Origin of the sequence: Bacteroides sp. AM10-21B, assembly GCF_003472565.1 — a bacterium.
Taxonomy (GTDB): Bacteria; Bacteroidota; Bacteroidia; order Bacteroidales; family Bacteroidaceae; genus Bacteroides; species Bacteroides propionicigenes.
This window is the reverse complement of sequence record NZ_QRME01000002.1, coordinates 248,312-275,153: the sequence shown is the minus strand read 5'-3', so window position 1 is coordinate 275,153 and position 26,842 is coordinate 248,312. Positions and strand designations below refer to the sequence as shown.

21 protein-coding genes are annotated in these 26,842 nt (G+C 45.1%); 8 read left to right on the top strand and 13 right to left on the bottom strand.

The annotated features are described in order from the left end of the window. The first annotated feature begins 18 nt into the window (after positions 1–18). From DW121_RS03205 to DW121_RS03180, 6 genes are all read left to right on the top strand, one after another. Positions 19–426: an acyl-CoA thioesterase gene (locus DW121_RS03205; RefSeq protein WP_005655620.1), complete on the top strand. Its 408-nt coding sequence runs from the start codon at positions 19–21 to the stop codon at positions 424–426. Next, the gene (gene dprA / locus DW121_RS03200) at positions 419–1,537 is read left to right on the top strand and encodes a DNA-processing protein DprA (RefSeq protein ID WP_118323019.1); all 1,119 of its coding nucleotides are present in this window, start codon (positions 419–421) and stop codon (positions 1,535–1,537) included. The genes DW121_RS03205 and dprA overlap by 8 nt, the downstream gene beginning before the upstream one ends. Positions 1,538–1,945: 408 nt before the next feature. Continuing rightward, positions 1,946–2,914, top strand: a complete 969-nt coding sequence (locus tag DW121_RS03195; protein ID WP_118323018.1) for a DUF3575 domain-containing protein — start codon at positions 1,946–1,948, stop codon at positions 2,912–2,914. After that, complete coding sequence (locus DW121_RS03190) at positions 2,911–3,876, top strand: DUF5119 domain-containing protein (protein WP_118323017.1); 966 nt, start codon at positions 2,911–2,913, stop codon at positions 3,874–3,876. The genes DW121_RS03195 and DW121_RS03190 overlap by 4 nt, the downstream gene beginning before the upstream one ends. A 45-nt stretch (positions 3,877–3,921) precedes the next feature. Next, positions 3,922–4,902, top strand: a complete 981-nt coding sequence (locus DW121_RS03185) for a fimbrillin family protein (protein ID WP_118323016.1) — start codon at positions 3,922–3,924, stop codon at positions 4,900–4,902. Between the two features lie 148 nt (positions 4,903–5,050). Further along, positions 5,051–5,941, top strand: coding sequence for a helix-turn-helix transcriptional regulator (locus DW121_RS03180; protein ID WP_117710440.1), 891 nt, complete (start codon positions 5,051–5,053; stop codon positions 5,939–5,941). Between the two features lie 116 nt (positions 5,942–6,057). Here the strand turns inward: DW121_RS03180 and DW121_RS03175 are convergent, their stop codons facing one another. The 4 genes from DW121_RS03175 to DW121_RS03160 form a co-directional block, all read right to left on the bottom strand. Next, positions 6,058–6,813, bottom strand: coding sequence for a succinate dehydrogenase/fumarate reductase iron-sulfur subunit (locus DW121_RS03175; protein WP_005830925.1), 756 nt, complete (start codon positions 6,811–6,813; stop codon positions 6,058–6,060). A 33-nt stretch (positions 6,814–6,846) separates the two neighbouring features. Further along, positions 6,847–8,793, bottom strand: a complete 1,947-nt coding sequence (locus DW121_RS03170) for a fumarate reductase/succinate dehydrogenase flavoprotein subunit (RefSeq protein WP_117710439.1) — start codon at positions 8,791–8,793, stop codon at positions 6,847–6,849. Positions 8,794–8,828: 35 nt separating this feature from the next. Further along, positions 8,829–9,533, bottom strand: a complete 705-nt coding sequence (locus DW121_RS03165; protein ID WP_117710438.1) for a succinate dehydrogenase/fumarate reductase cytochrome b subunit — start codon at positions 9,531–9,533, stop codon at positions 8,829–8,831. A gap of 162 nt (positions 9,534–9,695) precedes the next feature. Next, the gene (locus DW121_RS03160) at positions 9,696–10,598 is read right to left on the bottom strand and encodes a helix-turn-helix domain-containing protein (RefSeq protein ID WP_187120001.1); all 903 of its coding nucleotides are present in this window, start codon (positions 10,596–10,598) and stop codon (positions 9,696–9,698) included. A 113-nt stretch (positions 10,599–10,711) separates the two neighbouring features. On the opposite strand from DW121_RS03160, the gene DW121_RS03155 reads away from it, so the two are divergent. Continuing rightward, complete coding sequence (locus DW121_RS03155) at positions 10,712–11,314, top strand: phosphatase PAP2 family protein (RefSeq protein ID WP_117710437.1); 603 nt, start codon at positions 10,712–10,714, stop codon at positions 11,312–11,314. Positions 11,315–11,322: 8 nt separating this feature from the next. Here DW121_RS03155 and DW121_RS03150 read toward each other — a convergent pair whose 3' ends face one another. From DW121_RS03150 to DW121_RS03125, 5 genes are all read right to left on the bottom strand, one after another. Then, the gene (locus tag DW121_RS03150) at positions 11,323–12,936 is read right to left on the bottom strand and encodes a S41 family peptidase (RefSeq protein ID WP_118323015.1); all 1,614 of its coding nucleotides are present in this window, start codon (positions 12,934–12,936) and stop codon (positions 11,323–11,325) included. 11 nt (positions 12,937–12,947) lie between these two features. Further along, a complete protein-coding gene (gene coaD, locus DW121_RS03145; RefSeq protein ID WP_117710435.1) occupies positions 12,948–13,421 on the bottom strand; it encodes a pantetheine-phosphate adenylyltransferase in 474 nt (157 codons plus the stop codon). Beyond that, a complete protein-coding gene (locus tag DW121_RS03140; RefSeq protein ID WP_369834365.1) occupies positions 13,418–15,325 on the bottom strand; it encodes a DNA topoisomerase IV subunit B in 1,908 nt (635 codons plus the stop codon). The genes coaD and DW121_RS03140 overlap by 4 nt, the downstream gene beginning before the upstream one ends. A 381-nt stretch (positions 15,326–15,706) precedes the next feature. Next, positions 15,707–16,840: an N-acetyltransferase gene (locus tag DW121_RS03130; protein ID WP_117710433.1), complete on the bottom strand. Its 1,134-nt coding sequence runs from the start codon at positions 16,838–16,840 to the stop codon at positions 15,707–15,709. A 57-nt stretch (positions 16,841–16,897) separates the two neighbouring features. Further along, positions 16,898–17,860 carry a calcium/sodium antiporter gene (locus DW121_RS03125; RefSeq protein ID WP_118323013.1) on the bottom strand — a complete coding sequence of 321 codons (963 nt, stop codon included), beginning with the start codon at positions 17,858–17,860 and terminating at the stop codon, positions 16,898–16,900. A gap of 153 nt (positions 17,861–18,013) precedes the next feature. Between DW121_RS03125 and DW121_RS03120 the strand changes: the two genes are divergently transcribed. Beyond that, on the top strand, positions 18,014–19,819 hold the full coding sequence (locus DW121_RS03120; protein WP_118323012.1) for a mechanosensitive ion channel family protein: 1,806 nt from the start codon (positions 18,014–18,016) through the stop codon (positions 19,817–19,819). 170 nt (positions 19,820–19,989) lie between these two features. Here the strand turns inward: DW121_RS03120 and DW121_RS03115 are convergent, their stop codons facing one another. The 4 genes from DW121_RS03115 to DW121_RS03100 all read right to left on the bottom strand — a co-directional run bounded on the left by DW121_RS03115 (position 19,990) and on the right by DW121_RS03100 (position 25,900). After that, positions 19,990–20,922, bottom strand: coding sequence for a metallophosphoesterase (locus DW121_RS03115; RefSeq protein WP_117710430.1), 933 nt, complete (start codon positions 20,920–20,922; stop codon positions 19,990–19,992). Positions 20,923–20,954: 32 nt separating this feature from the next. After that, complete coding sequence (locus DW121_RS03110) at positions 20,955–23,759, bottom strand: TonB-dependent receptor (RefSeq protein WP_118323011.1); 2,805 nt, start codon at positions 23,757–23,759, stop codon at positions 20,955–20,957. 142 nt (positions 23,760–23,901) lie between these two features. Then, positions 23,902–25,110 carry a class I SAM-dependent methyltransferase gene (locus DW121_RS03105; RefSeq protein WP_117710428.1) on the bottom strand — a complete coding sequence of 403 codons (1,209 nt, stop codon included), beginning with the start codon at positions 25,108–25,110 and terminating at the stop codon, positions 23,902–23,904. A gap of 37 nt (positions 25,111–25,147) precedes the next feature. Next, positions 25,148–25,900, bottom strand: coding sequence for a M15 family metallopeptidase (locus DW121_RS03100; protein ID WP_118323010.1), 753 nt, complete (start codon positions 25,898–25,900; stop codon positions 25,148–25,150). Between the last annotated feature and the right edge of the window lie 942 nt (positions 25,901–26,842).

Genomic DNA, 26,842 nt, shown 5'->3' with positions numbered 1-26,842 from the left:
TAAATAGTAAATATCCTAATGAACTATATTTATGAACTGAAGATGAAGGTTCGCGACTATGAATGCGACCTTCAAGGTATTGTCAACAATGCCAATTATCAGCATTATCTGGAGCATACGAGGCACGAGTTCCTGTTGAGCACGGGTGTCAGCTTTGCAGCGCTCCACGAACAGGGAGTAGACCCGGTGGTGGCACGAATCAATATGGCTTTCAAAACGCCGTTGAAGAGCGGTGATGAGTTCGTGTCGAAACTGGCGATGAAGAAGGAAGGCATCAAATACGTGTTCTATCAGGATATTTTCAGAGCAAGTGATAATAAGGTAGCCATTAAGGCGGTGGTTGAAACGGTATGTGTGGTGAACGGACGTTTAAGCGACAGCGAATTATTCGATAACGTCTTTGCCCCCTACCTCGACCATGAATAACGACGAACGTCTTTGCTGTATAGCTCTTACGCTTTGCCCCGGTATAGGACATATCGGGGCAAAGCGTTTAATAGACGGCATAGGTAGTGCCGTCGACGTTTTCGGGCGGCGTAAAGAGTTGCCGGAACTCCTGCCCGGCGTGAATCCTTCCATAATTGTGGCTCTTGATTGCCCCGCCGCTTTTCTCCGTGCCGAGCGCGAAATGGAGTTTGTGGAAAAGAACCGCCTGACTTGTCTCACTTTGCAGGATGAGGCCTATCCTTCCCGCTTGAGGGAGTGTGAGGACGCCCCGATTGTTTTGTTCTTCAAAGGAAACGCTGATTTTAATCGACTACATATTATTAATATGGTAGGTACGCGTCGGGCAACGGAGTACGGCAAACAGTTTTGTGCCGACTTCATACACGATTTGTCTGTGCTTCTTCCCGATGTTCTGGTAGTGAGCGGCCTTGCTTATGGCATTGATATTCATGCGCATCGTGCCGCACTTGCCGATAATATTTCCACAGTTGCTGTTCTGGCCCATGGCTTGGACCGTATTTATCCTTTTGTGCATCGTAAAACGGCTGTCGATATGCTGGCAAATGGCGGCTTGCTTACCGAGTTTCTTACCGAGACTAATCCGGACAAACATAACTTCGTCAGTCGTAACCGTATTGTGGCGGGGATGTGTGACGCAACGATTGTGGTGGAATCTGCCGCTAAAGGCGGTTCTTTGATTACGGCGGATTTGGCTGACGGCTATCATCGTGATTGCTTTGCCGTACCCGGGCGGGTGACGGACACCGCTTCTATCGGTTGCAATCAGTTGATACGGGATAATAAGGCGGCACTTGTGCAAAGCGCCGAGGAATTTGTAAGAACAATGGGATGGGGCAGTGCGGAATCTGCACTCAAGGCGGAGGGTATTCAGCGCAATTTGTTTCCGGAGCTGGCCGCTGAGGAGGAGTTGGTGGTGCGCATACTGACCCGCCAGGGAGATTCGCATATCAATACGCTTGTAGTAGAAGCGGATATACCGGTAAATCGTATGAGCGCCCTGCTTTTTGAATTGGAGATGAAAGGGGTGGTAAAAACATTGGTGGGAGGAGTGTATCACTTATTGGCATAAAAAAAAGGAGTACCGCTGTACTCCAACCTTTGTTAACCTTAAATCTAATACTATGAAAAAAATCACGTGACAAATGTATGGTTTCTTCTTATATCTTCCAAACATTTACTCTTTTTCTGAAATTCTTTTAGTTTTATTTTACGAATATTTACTGTTTTCGTACACGCTTGACTTCTTGACTCGAATAGATGGACAAATGCTGACGATATGATAATTCCTTTGAAGAGGAAGAGTTGTACGGCTCTTGATTTTCATGGAATATTCCATTTCTTATTTGTATGGAAAGTTGACAAGTTGCAAAAAGCTTCCAATCGTTTCACAAAGCCTTCCAATCGTTTAAATGAGTTAGTCTTTCTGTATTTTCTTTAACTTTAATAGCTTACTTTTGCTTTCATATAACGTAAGGTTATGGTGAATCGCGTCAATATAATTATTCTTATGATACTCTTTTTACTTTTGGTGGGGAGAGAGTATATGCGGGCTAATACATTGATGATTGTAAATAATTCGGTGAATAATTCAATGATAGAACCGGATAAGTGGGAAGAAGTCTATCAGTGGGTAACCGCTGATAAGAATGTGCCGGACAGAGAAGAAGTATTAATGTTGATTCAGTATCATTACGGAAGTTTTGACAGATTGACGGAGTTGTTGCGCTATTTAAACGGCGGTAGAGCTTATAGATATTTGTCGCAAGTTATTTTTCCGAGGATTGGCAGATGTATGATAAAGTCGGAGGAACTGCCCATAGCAGATATACGGATGCCGGAGAAGATGCTGCCTATGGTATACATAAGTGCAGAACGGATTGTTCCATCGGCTGTGTTGATGACGCAAGAGAAAAAAACGGATACATCGCGTAAGGTTATTGTGGCTCTGAAGAATAATATATTATATGATTTAGTATTGGCCCCGAATGTGGAAGTAGAGCTTTCGATAGGGCGGAAGTGGTCTTTGAATACCGAATATAAATGTCCCTGGTGGTTGAACAGCCGACATAGCTTTTGCTATCAGCTTCTCTCGGGAGGTATGGAAGTTCGTTATTGGCTGGGCAACAGAAATATGCGTGACAAGCTGACTGGTCATTTCTTGGGGGGATATACAGAAGGCGGAGTATATGATTTTCAATTGAAGGAAGAGAACGGCATTCGCGGCAAATATTACGCAGCTTCGGGGCTGACCTACGGATATGCACGCCGGATAGCCGGACGTTTGGCGATTGAGTGTAGTTTGGGGATAGGTTATTTAATGACGGAGTATCGTAAATATACCTCTTATAAAGGGGATTTAGTCTGGACGAATGGTGGACGCTATCATTTCATTGGTCCTACAAAGGCGAAAGTTTCTTTAGTGTGGCATATAACGGCAGGACGATGAATGTGATAGGAAATGCCAGATATAGTTTACTGATAGCTCTGTTCTGCCTATTTATAACTCTGTCGGGATGTAGTTTCAGAGGGGTGTTGGATGATTACCCTGTCAGTGGCGTACAGATAACGTTGGACTGGACGGAGGTGGCAGAGGAGTTACCGGAAACGATGCGGGTAATATTTTATCCGAAAGATGCCGAAGGACGGAAGGTGGAAAGTTATCTGCCGGCTGTTGGAGGGGAGGTAAAAGTGCCGCCCGGTAATTATGCAATGATAGTTTATAACTATAATACGGAGGTGGTCTGTATAGATGGTGATGGAAGTTACGAGACTATCAGGGCATATACAGAGCAGTGTATAGGTATGAATGGCGGGGAAGATATGGTCTGGTCACCGGATAACCTTTATGTTGTGGCATTGGACGATGTGGAGATAACAAAGAGTGAAACGGCCCGTGTGATGAAACTGAAACCGGAACGGGTGGTGAATAACTATTCGTTTGATATAAAGGTGAGTGGTGTGGAAAATATATCGGCTGTTGTGTGTCATGTGAGCGGGTTGAATGGCGGTTACTATCTTGGTAAAAGAATGTGTGAACCTGCCGAGATGCCTGTCTGTGTGGAGACAGATTGTAAAAATGGATTGCTATGGGGATATTTTTCACATTTCATGCTTCCGAAAGGTGTTGATACACGTATTGATAATCCAATGGTACTGACCATTAAAATTGTCAAAGTGGATAAACAGGTACAGGAAGTACAGGTGGATATTAAAGATTTGGTAGCACCTCCGATTCCTGATGAGGGAGAAGAAACACCGTCTGTTCCCGATGAGGAAATACACATTGAAGTACCTGTCCCTGATGGACAGATTACGGTAGAGGTAGATAAAGGGGAAGGTGGAAATGGTGGTATTGACGGAGATGTGAACGATTGGGATGATGAAACTAATGTAGATATTATTGTGTAAAAACAAGATAAGGAAATTAATATATTAACTAAAAAACAAGTAGTTATGAAGAAAATTTTATTGGTAGCTTTAGCTGCCGTAGCAATGGCAAGTTGCTCTGAGAATGAAGAGTTTGAGAATGTAAGCACAACAAACCAAATTAAATTTGGAACAGTGGTGAAGGCCGGAACAAAAGCGGAGGTGATTACTGCCGGTAACCTTAAAACGTTTACTGTAAATGCTTATAAAACGACAGATGCAATGGGACCGGCTGTACAGTTGAGTACAGGTTTTATGGATAATGTAGAAGTTACTAAGCCGTCTTCGGAATGGCAATATACAGGAAACTACTATTGGCCGTCTTCCGGTAAATTACAATTCTTTGCTACTTCACCGGCACAAACTTTGGATATCACTGCCGCAGGTTATCCGAAGTTTGAATATACAGTAAAAGCTGTTACTGGTCAAGAAGATTTGGTTGCTGCCAATGTAATGAATCAGATAAAGTCTGAATCAGCTATAACTCTTCCTTTTCAGCATCTTTTGACACAGGTGAATTTCTCCATTAAGGGAAGTACTCCGGATTTTACTTATACCGTATCGAAATTAGTGATTAAAGGTGCAAAAGATAAAGCTACTTTTACTTTTGATGGAAGTGCTACGGTAGGTGCTTGGAGTAGTTTGGTAGAGTCTGTTTCAGGTGTGACTTATGAATATGCAGGTACTGTAACAGTTACTCCGACTACTGCTGATCCCAATGCATCTGCATCATTTGAGACTGCCGGTAATGCCTTATTTATGTTGATGCCTCAAGATAACTTAACGGGTGTGACTGTAGAGGTTACTTATACTGCTGCGCCGAAAAATGGAGAGAAATTAGGTGAACCTACTTTTGACGGCACTAAAACAGTTAACCTCACAGGTAGCTGGGGAATGGGTAAGAACATCCGTTATACATTGACATTGACGAGTGACGCGACTTCTATCAAATTTATTCCGGAGACTGGTAAATGGACAGATGAAAATGGTACATTTACTGGACTATAAAGTTTTGATGTAAAAGTTCCAATTCTTTCATAATACATTAATATATCCCCGAAAACTTTAAAAGCATAAGTTTTCGGGGAATATTTTTTTTGTTAGATGTTTATGTTTATTTTTGCGAAAGCAAACAAACAAAACATTCTGTCCTGCTATGCATGACTCTTCCGCTTGTGGAGCGGTTAATACTGATTGTCTCAAGTGTCCCAAAGCTGTGGATAACCTCATTCTGCATGCTTCTCATAGTAGGGGATTTCATTTTGTCATGCCCAGATGTGATGACAATATCATTATATTTCTTTTGAAAGGTGAAGTCCTTATTAATAGTAAAGAGTACGCAGGAGTGACATTGCATGCGGGCGAATTTCTTCTTCAGGCTATCGGTTCAAAGTATGAAGTGCTTGCAATGACGGATGTGGAATGTATATGCTATCGGTTTTCACAACCGGAATTCTTTTGCGAGGGACGCTATCAGCATATCGTAGATAATGTGATTCCGCCTCTTATATTTTATCCTTTAAAGATTTGTTCCGAACTAAATTTCTTCTTGGAAGCTTCGAAGGCTTATTTAGTCGGAGAGAAAATCTGTAGAGAGTTGCTGCAATTTAAGCAAAAGGAACTTGCATTCATTTTGTGGCATTACTATTCGGATTACGAGCTTTCCATGTTGGTGCACTCACTGTCGAAATATACTACCAGTTTTCAGTATTTTGTGCTTAAGAACTATGATAAGGTCAAGACGGTTGAGGAACTTGCCAAATTAGGAGGATATACAACCACGACTTTCCGCCGCATATTTACTTCGGTATTCCATCAGCCTGTGTATGAGTGGATGCAGGAACGCAGAAAAGAAGGCATTCTTTATGAGCTTCAGCATACAAATTTTACAATCTCTGAGATTTGCTATAAGTATGGCTTTGAATCTTTGCCCCACTTCTCTAACTTCTGCAAGAAGAACTTCGGATTGTCTCCTCGCAGTTTAAGGAAAGAGGCTGCGAGCTCGTCATACTCTTCGGTTCAGAACTCTGTGCTTTTGCCCGTTTAAGGTTGCTTCTCAGCTTGGATAAGGGCTTTTGTTCTTGTTTCTATAATAAAAAACTCCTCTACCGGTTTCCCGATAGAAGAGTTCTTTGTGATATTAATCAAATGTAGAAAGTACGGTTAGTCTTTCAGTTTTGCGATGATGAAGTCGCGGTTCAGACGTGCGATGTTGCTGATGGAAACATTCTTCGGACATTCAGCTTCACAAGCACGAGTGTTTGTACAGTTACCGAAACCGAGTTCATCCATTTTGCTCAACATGGCTTTGGCACGGCGCAATGCTTCCGGTTTGCCTTGAGGCAACAGGTTCAACTGGCTTACTTTGGCAGAAACGAACAGCATGGCAGAACCGTTCTTACAAGCAGCTACACAAGCACCGCAACCGATGCAGGAAGCGGCATCCATAGCTTCGTCAGCGATGGGCTTCGGAATCAGGATAGCGTTGGCATCCTGAGGAGCGCCTGTGCGTACACTAACATAACCGCCGGCTTGCATAATCTTGTCGTATGCCGTACGGTCTACCATTAAGTCTTTGATAACCGGGAAACCGGCAGAACGCCAAGGTTCCACGGTGATAGTATCACCGTCGTTGAATCGGCGCATATAGATCTGGCAGGTAGTGGCACCTGTTGCAGGTCCATGCGGATGTCCGTTGATGTAGAGAGAACACATACCGCAGATACCTTCGCGGCAGTCATGGTCGAATACAACCGGTTCTTTACCTTCACTGATGAGCTGTTCGTTCAGAATATCCAGCATTTCGAGGAATGAAGTATCGCCCGGAATATCTTTCATTTGGTATGTTTCAAAAGCGCCTTTTGCTTTCGGACCCTTCTGGCGCCATACCTTGAGCGTAAATGATATATTTTTATCCATTTTCTTTAATTCTTTAAATGTTCAACTTCCCGATTAGCTCTTATAGTTACGAGTCTGTACTTTGATTGCTTCGTAAACCAGCGGTTCTTTCAGCAATACCGGAGCTTTTTCGTCAGAGCCTTGGTATTCCCAGCAAGCAACGTAGAAGAAGTTTTCATCATCACGTTTAGCTTCGCCTTCCTCAGTCTGGTATTCTTCGCGGAAGTGACCGCCACAGCTTTCGTCACGGTTCAGGGCATCGTAAGCTACTAATTCACCCATTATGATGAAGTCGTACAGACGGATGGCCTTGTCGAGTTCTACGTTCATGCCTTCTTTGTCGCCCGGAATGAAGAGGTTAGTTTCAAATTCCTTGCGGATTTCTTTCATCTTCTTCAATCCTTCTTTCAAACCTTCGGCAGTACGTCCCATGCCGACATATTCCCACATTACATGACCCAGTTCCTTGTGGATGGAATCTACAGACTTCTTACCCTTGATGTTCATCATCCAGTCAATCTTGTCTTGGATAGCCTTTTCTGCAGCGGCAAATTCAGGCAAATCGGTAGAGAAGCGGGGAACGGTAATCTGGTCGGCCAGATAGTTCTGGATAGTGTAAGGCAATACGAAATAGCCGTCGGCCAGACCTTGCATCAATGCAGAAGCACCGAGGCGGTTTGCGCCGTGGTCGGAGAAGTTACATTCGCCGATAGCGAACAGACCCTTGATGGAAGTCTGCAGTTCGTAATCAACCCAGATACCGCCCATTGTATAGTGGATGGCAGGATAAATCATCATCGGGTTCTCGTACGGGCTTACGTCGGTGATTTCTTCGTACATATCGAAGAGGTTACCGTAACGTTGAGCTACTACATCCTTGCCCAGACGGTTGATTGCATCGCTGAAGTCGAGGAATACGGCCAGGCCGGTATTGTTTACGCCGAAGCCCTTGTCGCAACGTTCTTTGGCTGCACGGCTGGCAACGTCGCGCGGAACGAGGTTACCGAATGCCGGATAACGGCGTTCCAAGTAGTAGTCGCGGTCTTCTTCGGGAATATCTTTTCCTTGCAGAGTGCCTTCTTGTAGTTTCTTGGCATCTTCCAGTTTCTTCGGAACCCAGATGCGACCGTCGTTACGCAGTGATTCGGACATCAGAGTCAGTTTAGACTGTTTGTCACCGTGTACAGGAATACAAGTCGGGTGAATCTGTACGTAAGCTGGGTTAGCCATCCATGCACCCTTGCGGTAGCAAGAAATAGCTGCCGTACAGTTACAAGTCATTGCATTGGTAGAAAGGAAGTATGCGTTTCCGTAACCGCCGGTAGCGATAACCACTGCATGAGCGGCAAAGCGTTCCAACTTACCGGTTACGAGGTTCTTTGCGATGATACCGCGGGCGCGTCCTTCAACGAGCACAACGTCCTGCATTTCATAGCGGGTAAACAGTTTTACAGTACCTACGTTTACCTGACGGCTCAATGCAGAGTATGCACCCAGCAGCAGCTGTTGACCTGTTTGGCCTTTAGCGTAGAATGTACGTGAAACTTGTGCGCCACCGAAAGAACGGTTGTCGAGCAGACCGCCGTATTCGCGAGCGAAAGGAACACCTTGTGCAACGCATTGGTCGATGATGGCGTTTGATACTTCAGCTAAACGGTAAACGTTTGCTTCGCGGGCACGATAGTCGCCACCCTTTACAGTATCGTAGAATAAGCGGTAAACGGAGTCACCGTCGTTTTGATAATTCTTTGCAGCATTGATACCACCTTGTGCAGCGATAGAATGTGCGCGGCGCGGAGAGTCTTGAATGCAGAAATTGAATACTCTGAAACCCATTTCACCGAGAGAAGCGGCAGCAGAAGCGCCGGCAAGTCCGGTTCCTACTACGATGATGTCCAAACGGCGTTTGTTGGCAGGGTTCACTAATTTTTGGTGAGCTTTATAGTTAGTCCATTTCTCAGCTACCGGTCCTTCCGGTATTTTAGAATCTATCTTAGTCATAATGCTATTACAATTTAATCATTTACAATAATTTATTAGCAAGCGCCGCTACACATCATTGATTTGATGAAGAATGCGACAACTACCAGAGCGAAGCATACAACAACGATAGTGGAATAGATGTTGGAGATACATTTCCAACGGTTGATCCATACTTTGTTGTTCCAGCCCAAAGACTGCATGGAGCTCCAGAAACCGTGAGTCAGGTGGAACCACAATGCACCCAGCCAAATGAGGTAAAGCACTACGAATACCGGGTTAGAGAAGGTGTTCTGGATGTGATAAACGCCGTTGGCTGCATAAGCCAAAGTAAGTGTGTCAGCATGCATACCCATGTTGTGCATTAGTTCGGGGAGCTGCATTTTAGCCCAGAAGTTTACCAAGTGCAGACCGAGACCTACAATTACGATGATACCCAGCACAAGCATGTTTTGAGAAGCCCATTCCACAGTTTTAGGCTTGTCTACTACGGCATAACGTTCGTTACCGCGTGCCTTGCGGTTCTGCATAGTCAGCCAGAAAGCGTAGATGATGTGGATGATGAACAAAGCAGCCAAACCTACGGTAGCTACCAATGCATACCAGTTTGCTCCCAGGAACTCACAAACCATGTTGTAGCCGTTGGCCGAAACCAATGCAACAAGGTTCATCGCCATGTGAAATGTCAGAAACAGGACAAGGGCGATACCGGTAACGCTCATCACCACTTTCCTTCCTACAGATGAATTACTTAACCACATAAATGATTGAATTTAAATTATTTAATAGTTAGAAAATATATTCTTTAAATACGGTCTTACTAATTTCTCGCAAAAATAGAGGAAATACCTTGATTAAACAAGGAATTAAAGAAATAATTCCGTAATCGGTAGGCAATGAAGTTTGCGGACAAGTAAGCTGTGCTACTCGTCCTCTTGTTCTTTATTGTGTTCTTTGCAGATTATAGTGATGTTTTCGCCGTTGGCGGCACGTTTTCGCAAGGCACGGGGAGTATCGCCAAAAGAGTCTTTGCAGAAGTGGGCGAAGTGTGATAATGAATCGAATCCATATCGGGTGCTGATTGCAGAAATGCGTTGTTTGGTATATCGCAGGTCATTTAAAATGCCCTCACGTTTCTTATCCAGAATCCATTCGTATACGGGTACGCCATACATATTTTTGAATAACCGCCGGAAAGTGGTTGTGGTATATCCGCCAAGGTGGGCAAACTCTTCTACGTTTTTCACTTTATCGTAGTTCTGCATGACGAAATAGTGGAAACTTTCCGTATACGTGCTGATTGGATAGAAGAAAGTGGAGATTTGCTGAATCGGGTAGTAGCAGGTCAGTATATAAATTATTTCCTGGCATTTGATGTCGAGATACTTGCTGCAGGCGTTCGGTTGTTCTTTGAAATATTCTGTTAAGTCATCAAGTAACCGTTCCAACTTGGGAATGGCTACCAAAGGAGTATAGGTCAGCGGAGCGTGTGCTGTTTCAAGTATTTCTTTGTAGCGTTCTTCACAGAGGAGGGGAAGTTCCGTAAACCAATAGGTAAGGTATTCAACATCGGTCAGCGCCAGTAATTCTACTTTGGAGCCGATAGCTTGCAAAATACATTGGCGGGCTTGTAAAGTAGTGCCGGGATATTCCTCACTGTTGACAAGCAATTCACCTTTCAATATGAATATTATGCAGTTTTGCGTACACTTTTCGGCAGAGAAATGCTGTCCTTTAGAGTATTGGCTATATATCAATGCTCCTTGAGGTGTTTGGGGACATAGTGCACAATCAATTTGCCGAGCGCAACAACTATTTAATGTCATGAATGGATATGTGAATTGTATTAATATGTAAATTGTGGCAACAAAGATAAGATAATTTTGCGAATACTCTAAGGATTTCGGCTATCTTTGCGTCAAACTAATAGACAGGTTTTATGAAAAGAACCATTTTTTTTGTATTTTTTGTATCCTTTGTTGTATCAAATCTCTCTGCGCAGAATTGGGATATTAATACATTGCATCGGATTAATAGTTGGGATAATAAGTTTGTCCGTAATTATAATAAATTCATTTCACGTTCGGAGCCCTATGTAGCCATTGGCGTTCCGGTGGCTATGGCGCTGACGGCATGGGCTAAAAAGGATAAGGATTTATTGAAGGATGCCATATATGTAGGGACAAGTGTGGCGGGTGCATTTGTAGTGACGTATGGCATGAAATATCTTATTGACCGCGAACGTCCGTATGACCGCTACCCGGATAGAGTGCATCCGTATAGTTACGAGAGCAGCCCCTCTTTCCCGTCGGGGCATACTGCATCCGCTTTCGCACTTGCTACCTCTTTATGTATAAAATATCCCAAGTGGTATGTGATAGCTCCTTCCGCTTTGTGGGCTTGCTCCGTCGGAGTGTCCCGTATGAACGAGGGGGTACATTATCCTTCGGATGTGCTGGCGGGTGCGGCTATCGGTGCGGGCTGTGCGGTTGTGAATATCTACGTAAACCGCTGGCTGAACCGCTGGTTGTTTGGAAAGTGATAAGGCAATCACCTTACCACTTTCTCATATGCTCCTTCATTTAGAACTTTCAAGGCTTGCAGTACGCTGTTGTTTGCAGTGTTCATTATTTGGAAGTATTCGTTCATGTCCCATAGGTCGCGGGCAATTAGCGCCTTTAGTTGGGTCTTGATGAGCGGCAGGGACTTTTGGTATTGCCCTTCATCAAACTTAATCTTCTCTTGGTCTGCGAGGGTACGCATATTCGCTAACATTTCATCGCTGATTTCAAACTTGTCATTGAACGCCTCGAACTTCTTGTACTTGCTTTGCAGCTCTTTCCGGTGATTCTCTATAAACTTCATCGTTGTTTTGATAACTACACCTTTAGCTACAAGGTTACGGTGGTAATCGGTATATTGAGTAGTGTCTATAGGGACGAAGAAATCCGGCATGATACCACCGCCGCCATAAACGGTACGCGCTAATTTCTTTGTCTGATATTTCAGGGAATCGGGGAAATGTATGCTGTCGGCATGCATCAACTCGCCATGATTAAAGCGGTCTATCAATTCTTGGTTGTACCTTTCCTGATTGTCCTCTTCGCTGAGCGTGCCGTCCGGGTTGGCGGTCTTGTCATATGGCTTCTGTATGCAGCGGCCGGAAGGAGTATAGTAGCGGGCGATGGTCAGGCGTATCATAGAGCCGTCCGGCAGGTCGATAGGACGTTGCACCAGTCCTTTGCCGAAAGTGCGGCGGCCTACAACCACTCCTCTGTCCCAGTCTTGAATGGCTCCGGTCACGATTTCACTGGCAGATGCGGAATATTCATCCACTAAAACGATGAGACGGCCGTCTTTGAAGTTTCCGTTTCCTTTTGCATAGAAATTGCTGCGGCGTGCTGCCCTGCCTTCGGTATAAACGATAAGGTCTTTTTGCTGCAGGAACTCATTGGCGAGGTCGATGGCGGCATTCAGATAGCCACCGCCGTTCCCTTGCAGGTCGAGAATCAAGTCTTTCATTCCCTTTTTCTGCAAGCCTTTCAAGGCTTTAAGGAACTCCTCGGGGGTGGTTGCTCCAAAGCGGTTGATGCGGATATAGCCTGTCCCGGGTTGTATCATATATGCGGCATCCAAGCTGAGGATAGGTATCTTATCCCGTTTCACAGTGAAGAACAAGGGTTCATTTACTCCGCGACGTACGATGGTGAGTTTGACCTCCGAGCCTTTTGCTCCGCGCAGTCGGCGCATGATGTCCTCCGTACTCATTTTCACTCCGGCGATGGCGGAGTCGTTAACGGCTATGATGCGGTCACCGGCAAGAATACCCACTTTCTCCGAGGGACCGTTGCTGACGGGCTGCACCACAAGCAGCGTATCTTCTATCATTTGGAACTGTACGCCGATACCTTCGAAGTTACCTTGCAGGGGTTCATTCATTTTCTTCACTTCTTCGGCATTGTTGTAGGTGGAGTGTGGGTCCAGTTGCGCCAGCATCTTGATGATAGCCTCTTCCACCAACTTATTCTCATCAACGGAGTCCACGTAAAGGTTGGCTATGGCAAATTCTGCCATTTGCAACTTGCGGATAGCTTCGTTGCCCATTTTCTGAGCCTGCGCCATGACGGCGCACATACATAATATAACAGCAAAAATCTTTTTCATTATCCTCGTCACTAATCACTAATCATTTCATCACTCATCTCCATTCCTTCCGGAAGGAACATGCTTATATCTTTCCCGAACTGCAACAGTTCGCGTACGGTGGTGGAGCTTACGCAGGTCAGCTCCGGTTCCGTAAAGAGCAGAATGGTCTCGATTCCTGTCAGTTTGCGGTTTATATCTGCAATGGTTTCCTCGTACTCGAAGTCCTTCACCGTACGTATTCCGCGTATAATCAGGTTGGCGTCCACTTCCTTGGCAAAGTCAATGGTCAGGCAGTTGTATGACTGCACTTTGATGCGCGGCTCATCCCGGTAGTAATCCCGTATCATCTTTTCGCGCTTCTCAATGGGGAAATGCGTATTCTTGTTCTCGTTGATACCTATTCCTATGACGATTTCGTCTATGAAAGTCAGCGCGCGGCGCACTACTGAGGAGTGGCCGATAGTAAACGGGTCGAATGTACCCGGAAAGATTGCTCTTCTCATGATGCTAAATCTTCTTCTATAACCAAGTTGTCGATGATAAAGTTTTGCCGTTCCATGGTGTTTTTGCCCATGTAAAACTCCAATAACTCTTTTACTAAGTCTGTTTTGCGTAGCGATACCTGTTCCAGACGCATATCTTTACCGATGAAATGCTTGAATTCATCCGGTGAAATCTCTCCCAATCCTTTGAATCGGGTGATTTCCGGGTTCGGACCTAACTCTTCAATCGCTTTCACCCGTTCGTCTTCTGTGTAGCAATAGTTTGTTTTCTTCTTGTTGCGCACACGGAACAACGGGGTCTGCAAGATATATACATGTCCTTTCTTTATCAGGTCGGGGAAGAACTGCAGGAAGAACGTGATGATGAGCAGGCGGATGTGCATACCGTCCACATCGGCATCGGTGGCAACAATCACTTTGTTATAACGCAGTCCTTCGATACCGTCTTCAATGTTCAGCGCGGCTTGCAGCAGGTTGAACTCTTCGTTCTCATAAACCACTTTTTTGGTCAGTCCGTACGAGTTGAGAGGCTTGCCGCGTAGGCTGAATACCGCCTGCGTGTTTACGTCGCGGCTTTTGGTGATAGAGCCGCTGGCGGAGTCGCCCTCGGTGATGAAGATGCACGACTCAGCCTCTTGGTCTTTGCCTTTTCCGTCACTCAGGTGGAAGCGGCAGTCGCGTAGCTTGCGGTTATGCAGGTTTGCTTTTTTAGCCCGTTCGCGGGCCAGCTTGGTAACTCCGGCAATGGCTTTGCGCTCTTTCTCGGAGTCCTGTATCTTTTGCAGCATGATTTCGGACATCAACGGGTTCTTGTGGAGATAGTTGTCCACTTCCGTTTTGATGAAATCGCCTACATATTTGTTTACGGTCGGGCCTTCGGGCCACATATTGTTGGAGCCTAACTTCGTTTTGGTCTGGCTCTCGAACATCGGCTCCTCCACATCGATGGCAATGGCGGCTACCAGTCCGTTGCGGATGTCGGCATACTCCTGATTCTTATTAAAGAACTCCTTGATGGTGCGGGCAATATGCTCCTTCAAAGCCGTTTGATGCGTACCGCCCTGTGTGGTGTGCTGTCCGTTTACGAAAGAATAGTACTCTTCTCCATACTGGTTGGTGTGCGTAAAGGCTATTTCGATGTCTTCTCCTTTCAGGTGGACGATGTCATAAAGTCCCTCACTGGTCATATTATCTTTCAGGAGGTCTTCCAGGCCATGACGGGAGATGATTCGCTGTCCGTTGTAGATGAATGTCAGCCCTGTATTGAGATAAGTATAATTGCGCAGCAGCGTCTCTACAAACTGGTTCTGAAAGGAGTAATTCAGGAAGAGGGTATTGTCCGGCTCAAAGAAGATGTAAGTACCGTTTTCTTCCGTGCTGCTTTGCGTTATATCGCTTTGCAGCACACCTTTTTCAAAAATCACCGCACGTACTTTTCCGTCACGATAACTGCGTACTTCGAAACGGCTGCTGAGCGCGTTGACGGCTTTGATGCCGACACCGTTCAGACCGACGCTCTTTTTGAACGCCTTGCTGTCGTATTTACCGCCGGTATTCAGCTTGCTGACCGCTTCCACCAGCTTTCCTTGCGGAATACCCCGTCCGTAGTCACGTACGCTTACGCGGAGATTCTCTTCTATATTGACTTCAATACGTTTGCCGGCTCCCATCTTGAATTCGTCGATGCTGTTGTCCATTACTTCTTTCAGCAACACGTAGATACCATCGTCGTTTTGCGAACCGTCGCCAAGACGGCCTATGTACATACCCGAACGGACACGGATATGCTCCATGTCGTCCAAGTGGCGAATGTTATCTTCGTTATATTCAACTTCACTGTTGCCGGTATTTGCACCGGTTATCTTTTCTTCGTAATCGGCGGAACTTTCCAATGGTAAAGTCATATTATTATCTTCCATAGAAAAACATCTTGTATTGTAAGCACTGATATTTCGCAAAGTTAATAAGAAAATCAATACAAAACACCTATGCAAACAAATATATGCCCTGAAACTTTTTTCAGTTTGCTTGATGGTTAATGGAGAAAAGTACGATTGAAAAGGCCGTTAGGCTACAAGTTTTTCCTCGTTTTCCAGTTGCGGGCTCGACGGTTGCCAACTGCGGGCTGTCGGGCACACAGCTGGCAACCGTCGAGCCCGCAACTGGAAAACGAGGAAAAGATACAAGCAAAAGAGGCTTATCTCCTATGGATTGCTACATTTGGAATGAAGGAAACGGATGTTTATCAATAAGGAAAGGAGAGTTTACATTATATCATAGCGATTCTATATAGCTTTGACAAACGCTCTCCTACGCTTATGCTGCTCGGTCTTGAAGTATTCCCACTGTGCTTGTACCTTGCCGTTCAGTTCCAGTTCCGGATTGCTTTCCGCAAACACGAAGCCCAACTTTTGATAGACAGGGATTAAGTCTGAGAATAGCAATGCGTTTACGCCCTTGTTCTGATACTCGGGCTTCACGGCTACCAGTAGCAAGTCCAGCATCTTGGCGCGACGTTTCATGAACAATGCTTTCAGCAGGTGATACCAACCAAAGGGCAACAGACGTCCATGAGACTTTTGCAAGGCTTCTGACAAAGAAGGCATGGAGATGCCTACGGCTATCAGCTTATCTTCGGCATCTGTAATCAGCGTCACCATACGCAGGTCCAGAATGGGCAGATACATTTTGACATATTGGTCAATCTGGCGTTGCGACAGGGCGGAATAGCCATACAGCGGGCTGTATGCTTCGTTCATCAGTTCAAAAATAGCCTGTCCGTAGTCACGGGCAATCTTCTTGGCAGAAGAATATTTCTTGATTTTAAGGTTATATTTACGTTGGATAAGGTCTGAAATGCGCTTGTGCTTGTCGGGTATGGCATCCGGGATGTAAATCTTGTATTCTACCCAGTCGGCGTCTTTTTCAAACCCCATACGTTCCATATGCTGCGGATAGTAAGGATAGTTGTAAGTGGTTGCCATTGTGCTGAGCTGGTCATAACCCTCGATAAGCATACCTTCCGCATCGAAATCGGTAAAGCCTAACGGGCCTTGTATGTGGGTCATGCCCCGTTCTTTGCCCCATTCTTCGACGGTGCGGATAAGCGCTTCCGATACTTCGGGGTCGTCGATAAAGTCAATCCAGCCGAAGCGTACCTCTTTCTTGTTCCAAGTCTGGTTGGCCTTATTGTTGATGATGGCGGCTACACGTCCTACGATTTGATTCTCCTTATAAGCAAGAAAATAGTCGGCTTCGCAAAACTCGAAAGCGGCGTTTTTCTTCTTGTTGAAAGTGTTGAGCATATCATCGTAGAGGTCGGGTACTGAATACGGATTGTTTTTGTACAGTTTGTAGTTGAAGCGGATAAATTGTTTCAGTTCCTTTTTCGTGGAAACCTTTTTAATTGTAATTGCCATAGTTGTATGTTGTTATGAGTGGGCAAAGATACATGAAAAACTTTAAAATATACGGTCTTACAGGCTATAAATGAGGAATGCCGTATATGCAATGTAGCAAAGTACCATGATACTTCCTTCAATGTGGGTGATGGTGCGCTTGGCAAAGAACAGCCCGAAGAACCAAAGCAGGATGCCCGACCCTACCAGCACCCATAAGTCCAAATTGGTAATACCCGTCAGATGCAACGGTGTGATGGATGCGCTGCAACCCAATACAAAGAATACATTGAACAGGTTACTGCCTACTACGTTGCCGATGGCTATTTCCGGATTCTTCTTTAAAGCTGCCACAATGGATGTGGCAAGTTCGGGCAGTGAGGTGCCGCCTGCCACCAACGTCAGTCCGATAACAGATTCACTCACTCCCAGGCTGCGTGCGATGCCGCTTGCGCCGTCCACAAAGAAACTGCCGCCGGCAATAAGCGCACCAAGACCGCCCAAGATGTAAAGAACGGATTTCCAAAGCGGCAGCTGCTTGATGCTCTCTTCGCCACCTGCCGCTTCTTCGGGGGTATGTGAGGCAATGGCAAAAGTGTAGCTCAAGAATATGGCGAAGAAGCACAACAATAGCAAGCCGTCAGTGATACTGAGTATATTGGCTCCGTCTCCATTCAAGAATACATCGTTGGCACAGACCAGTAAGGCTATGGAGGAGAGGATGCACAAAGGTATTTCTTTCTGCAAAGTGTTCCGGGTGATGGCAATCGGGGCAAACAGTGCGGTGCAACCTACAATCACCAGTGTGTTGAAGATATTGCTTCCCACCACGTTGCCGATAGCGATGTCTGCACTGCCTTTCAGTGCGGAAGACACGCTGACCGTCAACTCCGGGGCGGATGTTCCGAAGGCCACGATTGTCAGCCCGATAACAATGTTGGGTATATGAAAGCGTTTGGCAACGGAGGCAGCCCCGTCAGTCAGTCCGTTTGCACCTAATAAGATGAGGAGGAGTCCCCCTACGAGTAGTAGAATGTTCATGGAATATCTTTTTTGCGGACAAAGATAATGCAAACCGATAGCAGAATAAAACGAACAGGTTCATTTTTTATGAAATATGAAAAACATTCTGTATGTTTGAAGTTTTATTTAGAATAGCTATATTATAACAACAACCGATAAAAAGATATTGAAATGAAAGGGACTCGCGCCTTGTGCTTGATGCTGATGCTACTGATAGTAAACGGAGCATCCGCACAATTGGTAGAAAAAGTGCTTCGTGCCATAGAGGGAGACAGCTTGGCTCCGGTTTTAACGGTAAGGGCCGATTCCGACTCTGCGGTGTCACTGTCGGCGATAAAGCAGGAACTGGAGGCTGCCCGGCTGAACGAAGCCAATCTGCGTATGGAAATGGAGCAGCTGAAACTTGCCAGCTATGCGGCCGATTCTGTGAAACATTTGCAGCAGAGACAGCGCATCGACTCTTTGCGTAAGGTGACTCCCGGTGTTCCGGTAGTGGTGGAGGGAGATACGTTGTTCTATCTCTATGCCAAGCGTGGCGGTCATACTCCTCAGCAACGTGCCGAAATGGATGCCGCTGCCATATTGGAGCTGGGCAAGCGCTTCAACTTGCGCCCCGACTCATTATATATGGAGAGCAGCGATATTGTTACCGACCTCATGTATGGCAACAAGGTTATAGCCTCGTTTATTGACCAAGACGGCTTGTGGGAAAACTGCACCCGTGACCAGTTGGCTGCCCATAACCGAAAGGTTATTGTCGATAAGCTGAAAGAAATGAAAGATGAGCACAGTCTTTGGCAGTTGGGTAAGCGCATCCTTTACTTTATCTTGGTATTGGTGGGACAGTATTTCTTGTTCAGACTCACTATCTGGCTGTTCAAGAAACTGAAAGTGCGGATACAAAAGTTGAAAGATACCAAACTGAAGCCGTTCTCTATCCAAGATTACGAATTGCTGGACACGCAGAAACAGGTTAACTTGCTTATCTTCCTCTCGAATCTGCTGCGTTATGTCATCATGCTTCTTCAATTGCTGCTGACGGTTCCGTTGTTGTTTTCCATCTTCCCGCAGACCAAGAGCTTGGCATATCAGTTGTTCTCTTATATTTGGATTCCGGTGAAGAGTATCTTCACCTCGGTCATAGAGTATATACCCAATCTGTTTACTATTTTTGTGATATGGTATGCGGTGAAGTATCTGGTGCGCTTTGTTCATTACCTCGCCAATGAGGTGAAGTCCGAACGCTTGAAGATACGCGGCTTTTATTCCGATTGGGCGGAACCTACTTTCCACATCATCCGCTTTTTGCTTTATGCTTTTATGATTGCAATGATTTATCCCTATCTGCCCGGTTCCAAGTCCGGAGTGTTTCAGGGTATTTCGGTTTTTGTCGGATTGATAGTATCGCTTGGGTCGAGTACCGTTATCGGGAATATTATTGCAGGTTTGGTTATTACTTATATGCGTCCTTTTAAGTTGGGCGACCGCATACAACTGAATGAAACAACGGGTAACGTTATCGAAAAGACTCCGCTTGTCACCCGTATCCGCACGCCGAAGAATGAGGTGGTGACTATTCCGAACTCTTTTATCATGTCCTCTCATACCGTAAATTACAGCGCTTCTGCCCGTGAATATGGTTTAATCATTCATTCTGAAGTAAGCATTGGTTATGATGTCCCTTGGCGGCAGACGCATCAATTACTGATAGAGGCGGCGCTGAATACGCCCGGTGTGGTAGATGATCCGCGTCCTTTTGTACTGGAGACTTCGCTCAGTGACTGGTATCCGGTGTATCAGGTGAATGCGTATATAAAGGAAGCTGACCGTTTGGCACAGATTTATTCGGATTTGCATCAGAATATCCAAGATAGATTTAATGAGGCGGGCATAGAGATTATGTCTCCGCACTATATAGCCACGCGTGACGGAAGCGAGAGTACGATTCCTAAAGACGATTTGCGGGAAAAGAAATAATGATGTCTCAAAATAAAGACTCGCTTACTATTTATTTCTTTTAGGCATGGGTTACACGGGATATCACGGTTCTCTTTAATTTTATCCGTGAAATCCCGTGTAATCCATGCCTAAAAAGAAATCATCAAGTGTTTTTGCCTTTTGTAGATGGGGCTTATCTCTAAAAAGGATTATTTACTGCGTGTCACAGTGTGCAGTACATTGCCTTTCTTGTCAATCATGCGCAGTTCCAGTATTTTCTTATTGGCGGACACAATGGAGAAACCGGGTTCGGGACTGCAGAATACAGTGCCTTCAATAGGCTTGACCTTGCGACTGAGCGAGCCGGAAGTATTGGTTATATAATCTATGTCGCTGCCCGGTACGCGAACGTGCTGGAAGTTATGGATATGTCCGCAGATGTACATATCTACTTTGTGCTTGCGGAGTATCGGGTCGAGGCGTGACTGCATATCTTGGCGTTCGCTTTCGTCTTTCGGTGTCTCGGCATAAATGGGGTGGTGTCCGGCAACGATTACCCAGTCTTCTTTAGCGGCAGTCAGGACGGAGTCAATCCATGCAAGTTGCTGCTTGTAGTCTTGCTTACAGGCATCCGGGTAGGTCTCTTTTTCATTGCGGTATTTGTCTATCATCGGGGCAGTATCTACCCAAACCACCCTGATAGTCATGCCTTTGTCCGCAAAGACTTTGGTGTAATAGCGTGCAGGCATAGTCCAGCGGCGGCTGATATTTGAGTAGTCTTGTACGGCTTGCGTGTTGCCGCGGTATTCGTGGTTGCCCAGCAAGGGAAACCAGTCTATCATCAGTTCAGGGTGACTGTATATTAACTCGTAATTAGTCATCCACAGCGGGTCGTTGACAGACCGTACACCTTCAAAGTGATGTATGTCTCCTGTAGCGAGCACGAATTCCGGATCTGTACCGTTCTCTGCCATTACTCCCATGAGTTCGGCAATAGGCTTCTGGTCATAGTAGCCGTTGCGTCCCAAGTCGTTGGCCACGTAGAAGTTGAACTTGCTGTCGAATACGGAATAATCGGTGATTTGGGCAGTTGCCATATTGCCCAATAGGGCGACGAGTAATAAAAGGAATATTTTCTTCATTGCTTTTAGTATTATTCAATTTGAATTAGTGTTTAGAAATTGATTTTCACTCCTGCGTTCACTCTTACACCGTAGTACTCGGCTTGCATGGTACGGTCCTTTGTGCCTTGGTAGTAGCGGAGCGGTTGGTTCAACAGGTTGTTGGCTTCGGCATAGAAAGTTGTCTTGATTTTCTTTCCAAAGGTGTAGCTTGCGTTGAGGTCCATATAGTTCACTGCATCGTAGTAACGGTCGTAGAAAGCGGATTCACCCATTTCATCCATAAAAGCCGATGCGTAGTTGTAGCTCCAGCGGATGTTGAAACCTGCTTTCTCGAAGAAGAGTGAAGCATTGGCCGTATGTTCGGGAGACCCCGGCATACGCAGATCCTTCTCGTTTTCGCGACCTTCAAAGTTGAAGTTGTTCACGCGGCTGTAAGTATATGTGTAGTTTCCATAGAAACCGATGCACTTCAGGGCGGGAGCAATAAACCCGAAGTCACGTTGATATGCTACTTCCACTCCGAACAGATTGGCGTCGCCGGCATTGCGGGGTTGGGTAAGTACGTCGTATTTGTGATTGTTGTATGTGTAGTTGGTGATGCGCTGGTCTACGATGAAGTCATTGATTTTTTTGTAGAACAGACCGGCGCTTACCAAACCGATGCTTTTGAAATAATACTCACCACTCAAGTCGAAGTTGTAAGAAAGTGTGGGGGTCAGGTTGGGATTGCCCATTTCAATTTCATTGTCTTTGCTCTTGACCACTACATTGGGGATGAGGTTGGAGTATTTGGGACGTGCAATGGTGTTGGTGAATGAGGCGCGAAGCTTGAAATCACTGTTGACGTCATACTTCACGAGAAGAGAAGGAAGTACATTCAGGTAACTGTCGGTAATATCTCCTGTCGGGGTGAGACTTTCTTTGATGCCGTTGTCTTTGTCTTTTTCCACATATTGGTATCCGCTGTATTTCAAGTGGGTGTTTTCCAAACGAAGTCCCGCCATTATATTCCATTTCTTGCCCAGTTGCTGGTCGAAGCGCAGGTAACCGGCTGTTACAGTTTCGTGTGCCTTGAAGTTTCCGCCTTCCTCTTCCAGATTCTCTTCACCTTCAAAGTTGTCATTGTTGGTGAAGTCGAGGCGTCCGAGGTATTCTTTGGTTACGAAGTTACCGGCTTTGTAATCACCTGCCATATACCCGTTACGGTCTTGGTTTTGCAGATTGGCCATTGCATCGGCAAGGAAAGTACTTTCATAATCTTCTGTCGGTTCGTAATCATAGAAAGTGATAGTTTTCTTTTTGTCTTTGTCTACCACTTTGGCTCCGAATTTCAATTTATTGGAGAACTTGCCTTTGGCGAGCGGAAGTTCGAAGTTTGCGCTGAATTTGAGGTCTTTCTCTTTGATGTCCTCAAAGCTTTCGGTAAGTTCGTCCAGCCCGAAGTCATCGCTGTTCAGTACGATTTGGTCGGCTTTTACCGGGCGCATATAAGGCTTGCGTAAATCACTGAAGTCTGTTGTCATTTCTACACCTTCGCGGTTGAAGCCGATGTAGCGTTCATTAGGACGTTCTTCTCCGGCTTGTGCATACGATGCTTTCCAGTCAAAGCGGAGTTTACCGAAGAGGTGCTCTCCACCCAAAGTGTAGTCCATGGTGCGCTGGCGTTCCAGACGAGCGTTGCGGTTGTTCGGAGAACCGCCTTTGGTCTGGTAAATCACTTCGTATTCATTGGCGGTATCATCATCCCACTTATATGTTTTACGATAGCGGTTTTCCCAGTCGTTACGGTTGTTGAAGATTCCTTTGAAGTCCAATCGGTGATTGGCGTTGATTTCCCAGTCCAATGCCAGTGAGTAGCTTTGGCGTTCGCGGGTAACGTAGTATTGGCGCACTTCATATTCATCGATTACTATTTCGTCATTGTCGTTTTTCTCATAAGCCATTTCTACATCGTCACTTCCGGCAGGGTTGTTCTGGTAGGAAGCTGAAAGCATGACACCCAGCTTGTCATTGAAGAAACGGTCACCATAGGTAAAACCGAGATTGAGCTGTGCTTTGTCGCTTACCCAGTTGTAGCCGGTTCCGGCTGTGGCGCTGATGAAACGTTTGTAGGGAGAGTTCTTTGTTACCAGATTGATACTGCCTCCAATGGCATCGGCGTCCATATCCGGAGTGACCACTTTGTTTACTTCGATAGTCTGAATCATATCTGCGGGAATTAGGTCGAGCTGTACGTTACGGGTTTCACCTTCGGCAGAGGGTACACGGTTACCGTTGATAGTTACGGAACTTAGATCGGCGCTCGTTCCGCGGACTTGCCCGAAACGGGCTTCTCCTTGGTCGTATTGTACATTGATGCCGGAGATACGTTTCAGGGCATCACCGATGTTGGAGTCGGGGAATTTACCTACTTGGTCGGCAGATACTACATTGGTTACTCCCAAATTGCTCTTCTGAGCGTTGATGGCGCGGCGTTGTCCTTGAAAAGCGCCGCCTACAACTACTTCTTGCAGTTCGACACCTTCGTTCAGTACTACGTCTTTCTCTAAAGTGCGTCCGGCAGGAATAGTGATTTTCAGTTCTACAGGCGAGTAGCCTACATAACTCACCTTCACTGTATAAGTTCCCGGGTCGAGGTTGGGAAATGTGTAGAAGCCGTTGACGTCACTCGTCACGCCAGTGTGTAGTTTCTCGATATAGATTGAAGCACCCGGGAGAGTTTGTTTTGCCACGTCAATGATACGGCCACGTACCGTACCTTGTTTAACAACGTTTGCTTTTTCTTCAGCCATGGTCATATTGCCGGCTGTTGCGAATAGGAGCAAAAATAAGAATGCTCTTACAATTTGTTTCATACCTGTTATTATCTGTTAATAATTTGCGGCAAAAGTACAGGTATGGGGTTACGTCTGTTTTACGGGATTTTGAAGAAGGCGTAACAATACGGTTACAATTCAGTTACTTGAGGTAGCGGCTATGCCCGTTTGCCAATATACCTCAGGGTTGTTTGCCGGCAATCAATAGCTTCTTTTCATCGGCAAGGGTGGTGGCAAACAGGTAGGTGTCTCCGCCTTCCGCCAGCTTCAACCGTTTTCGCAGTTCGGCTACACTGGCGGGGAAGTTGCGCACTGTGAGGTTGGCCTTCTTTTCAGTACCTATCAGTTCTTTAAACTCTTTCTTGTTGAGACCGCTGCTACCGGTGATGTGAAATTTACGTCCGGGGAAGTCCAGTATATACTCGTCGGAGGTATAAAGATGGCTGTTAGGGTGCAGTTTTTCTACATTATATATAGATGAAATGCTGCGGAACGCCCCGGCTTTCAGAATGGATGCGTTAGGTTCGTATAAATATGCTTTCAGTGTGGAAGTGTACGGGCATGAATGCTCTTTTTCTTGCTGCCGGGTGAACAGGAGGTGTTGAGTCTTTTGTGAGGCTGTGAGATTGACGCAATGAATAGGAGTTTCCTCGGAGGATAAATTTGTTTTATGCCCTAATACAAGGAGGAGCTCTTTGCATTCATTATTAACGGAAACGATATGGGCGGCTTGCACATGTTTCAAATCATGTAATGCAAGAGCCAGGTCCAACATGGGAGACAGTTTAACCAAAACGTGCGATGCCTTCTCAAGCAGTAAGTCTTCCAAAGCGGAAACGTCGGGTTCGCAGTCGCTGATAGCGATTGTTTTTCCTCCATGTCCATCGCGTCGGGCAGGGTCTATGAATATCCAGTCAACAGGGGACATTGTTTGAAGATATCGGATACTGTCTTCATGGCAGACTGCGATGTGCTTAAGCCCTAAAAGCGGAAAATTATGAGCTGCAATTTCGCATAATGCTTCCTGACGTTCCACATAGGCAGCTTGCTTGAAGCAAGTAGACAGGAAAGCACAGTCAATACCGAAACCGCCTGTCAGGTCGGTAAAGGTTTTGCGATTGTTGTCTTCTGGTTTTAAGATTATCTCCATCTTGTAGCGTGCCGTAATCTCCGACGAACACTGTTCCATAGAAAGATGTGCCGGATAGAGAATATCTTCCCGCTCTGCCCAAGTGGGTATTTTCCCTTCAGCTGCTCGACGTCCTGCAATCTGGATGATGGCGGCAGGTATGTCTATTGTCGGATATTTGCGTGCCTGCAAGGCGAGGTTGCGTACATCGTCTTTGCGGTGTTCGCGGATAAAACGGAGGGTTTCTTCAGTCAGTGTCATGGCATTGTTTGAGTAGCGGTGCAAAGATAAAGATAATCTACAGAATTATGTGGTATTTCTCTTTGGCTATCTGCCGGCTGACGCGGTTGAAGTGCCACCATTCGCTGGGGAGCGGGTGGAAACCTGCATCTCTCATCACTTTACGCAAGAGTTGGCGATTCTTCAGTTCTTGTATGGTAATTTTGCCGGTTTGCACTAATTGTTCTTCTCCGGTGATATGGGCTTCCTTGCCGAAATAATCTACCGGAGTACCCATTGGCAGCGGTTGCCCTTGGGCATCAATGATGCTGATGTCAACAGCCAGTCCGTAGTTGTGCAGTCCGCCACCCCGTACAGGATTGGATACATATATGTATTTGGGTGTTCCTTTTACGGTATTCCACATCTTTTGCTGGACGGACATAGGACGTGCTGCATCATAAACGATGAGACTGTAATCGGACTGTATTCCTTTTAAAAGTTTTTGGGCTTGCAGCAAGCTTTCCATTGCTTCGGGATGAAGGTAAGCCTCGTGCAAATCCTCATATAATATCTGCCCGGTGAAATTATCGGTACGAGTGTACATCAGGTCTATAGCGATACTAGTATCAGCTTCGGCAATATTGATGAAACCGAGCGAATCCAAATAAGCAGCTATTTTACTCTTGCTATTGGCAGGGGATATGGAGGGTGTGGTGTCTGTACGAACCGTCTCTGTCGCAATAGTTTGTAAGGAGGATTGATGGTGACATCCGCTCAAGGTTATAGCCGATATCCAGGCAAGGAATAGGTATCTTATAAACTTTATCATATTTCAATTATTCTTGTGTGGACAAAGATAATTGAAATATGATAAAGCTGGTCTTATTATAGGTAGGGAATTATAGTGATGTAAATATCGGTGATAATGACAGAGGTAAGACTTTTGATATAAAGCATCTCCTAACATGAAATATGTTATTTTTATTTGCCAATTTTTGATAGATTTTAGATATTGTAGGTACATAACTGACTATCACAATACTGATAACTAGATTATTATTACCCTGAGAAATAATGAGAAAAATAGTGGTGAAGCCACTGGAAAAAAACATAATATTCACATACTATAGTCGAGAAGGCTAACTTTACTTTAGTGCTATAATTCTTTGCAAGTTTCTTATTTATTATTTTGATAGTACGCAGACGTTTTGGAGTTAATTATATTACGAGGTAAAGATAATTGTATAAGCCAATATAAGTTGCTGTTGTTATCGGAGCGAACAGATGTTTTACCAAAATGAGTAGAACAGAGTAGTATCATAGGTCCATCTGCGTTTTCTGCCATTATTATGGAAATACTTTTCTTTAAAGATAGTTCTGAGACGGAAGTGATAGGAATTGTTAGGAATATTTCAGTTCGGTACATTAAATAAAGAAGATATTGGCAAACGTTTTTTTCAGCAAGAAACCTATGTCACGCAATGCGTTCCCACTGTATTAGATTTAAAGTTAATAAAGGCTGAAATTGGTGATAGAGTTTATATTTTCTATATTTTTCTTATATATCTCTTGTTTAATATAAACGTGGTTTGTAAGTATTTAATTTGCAAATGCTTGTGATTTTGGTGTGTTATGTATAGAATAAGAAATGTAACATAAATAAGAAATATGTAATATTATCAAAGAAATATGTAATATATATTTTTTTATCATATAAACATATTTCATATTATTGCAATCAAAATACTATTTTAACTATTTGAGTGAAGAA

Coding starts and splice junctions, on each gene's coding strand:
- DW121_RS03130 (WP_117710433.1), bottom strand. CDS start 16,840: ATGGCAATTACAATTAAAAAGGTTTCCACGAAAAAGGAACTGAAACAA.
- dprA (WP_118323019.1), top strand. CDS start 419: ATGAATAACGACGAACGTCTTTGCTGTATAGCTCTTACGCTTTGCCCC.
- DW121_RS03150 (WP_118323015.1), bottom strand. CDS start 12,936: ATGAAAAAGATTTTTGCTGTTATATTATGTATGTGCGCCGTCATGGCG.
- DW121_RS03195 (WP_118323018.1), top strand. CDS start 1,946: ATGGTGAATCGCGTCAATATAATTATTCTTATGATACTCTTTTTACTT.
- DW121_RS03180 (WP_117710440.1), top strand. CDS start 5,051: ATGCATGACTCTTCCGCTTGTGGAGCGGTTAATACTGATTGTCTCAAG.
- DW121_RS03115 (WP_117710430.1), bottom strand. CDS start 20,922: ATGAAGAAAATATTCCTTTTATTACTCGTCGCCCTATTGGGCAATATG.
- DW121_RS03185 (WP_118323016.1), top strand. CDS start 3,922: ATGAAGAAAATTTTATTGGTAGCTTTAGCTGCCGTAGCAATGGCAAGT.
- DW121_RS03105 (WP_117710428.1), bottom strand. CDS start 25,110: ATGACACTGACTGAAGAAACCCTCCGTTTTATCCGCGAACACCGCAAA.
- DW121_RS03125 (WP_118323013.1), bottom strand. CDS start 17,860: ATGAACATTCTACTACTCGTAGGGGGACTCCTCCTCATCTTATTAGGT.
- DW121_RS03160 (WP_187120001.1), bottom strand. CDS start 10,598: ATGACATTAAATAGTTGTTGCGCTCGGCAAATTGATTGTGCACTATGT.
- DW121_RS03170 (WP_117710439.1), bottom strand. CDS start 8,793: ATGACTAAGATAGATTCTAAAATACCGGAAGGACCGGTAGCTGAGAAA.
- DW121_RS03175 (WP_005830925.1), bottom strand. CDS start 6,813: ATGGATAAAAATATATCATTTACGCTCAAGGTATGGCGCCAGAAGGGT.
- DW121_RS03100 (WP_118323010.1), bottom strand. CDS start 25,900: ATGATAAAGTTTATAAGATACCTATTCCTTGCCTGGATATCGGCTATA.
- DW121_RS03140 (WP_369834365.1), bottom strand. CDS start 15,325: ATGACTTTACCATTGGAAAGTTCCGCCGATTACGAAGAAAAGATAACC.
- DW121_RS03110 (WP_118323011.1), bottom strand. CDS start 23,759: ATGAAACAAATTGTAAGAGCATTCTTATTTTTGCTCCTATTCGCAACA.
- coaD (WP_117710435.1), bottom strand. CDS start 13,421: ATGAGAAGAGCAATCTTTCCGGGTACATTCGACCCGTTTACTATCGGC.
- DW121_RS03120 (WP_118323012.1), top strand. CDS start 18,014: ATGAAAGGGACTCGCGCCTTGTGCTTGATGCTGATGCTACTGATAGTA.
- DW121_RS03205 (WP_005655620.1), top strand. CDS start 19: ATGAACTATATTTATGAACTGAAGATGAAGGTTCGCGACTATGAATGC.
- DW121_RS03190 (WP_118323017.1), top strand. CDS start 2,911: ATGAATGTGATAGGAAATGCCAGATATAGTTTACTGATAGCTCTGTTC.
- DW121_RS03155 (WP_117710437.1), top strand. CDS start 10,712: ATGAAAAGAACCATTTTTTTTGTATTTTTTGTATCCTTTGTTGTATCA.
- DW121_RS03165 (WP_117710438.1), bottom strand. CDS start 9,533: ATGTGGTTAAGTAATTCATCTGTAGGAAGGAAAGTGGTGATGAGCGTT.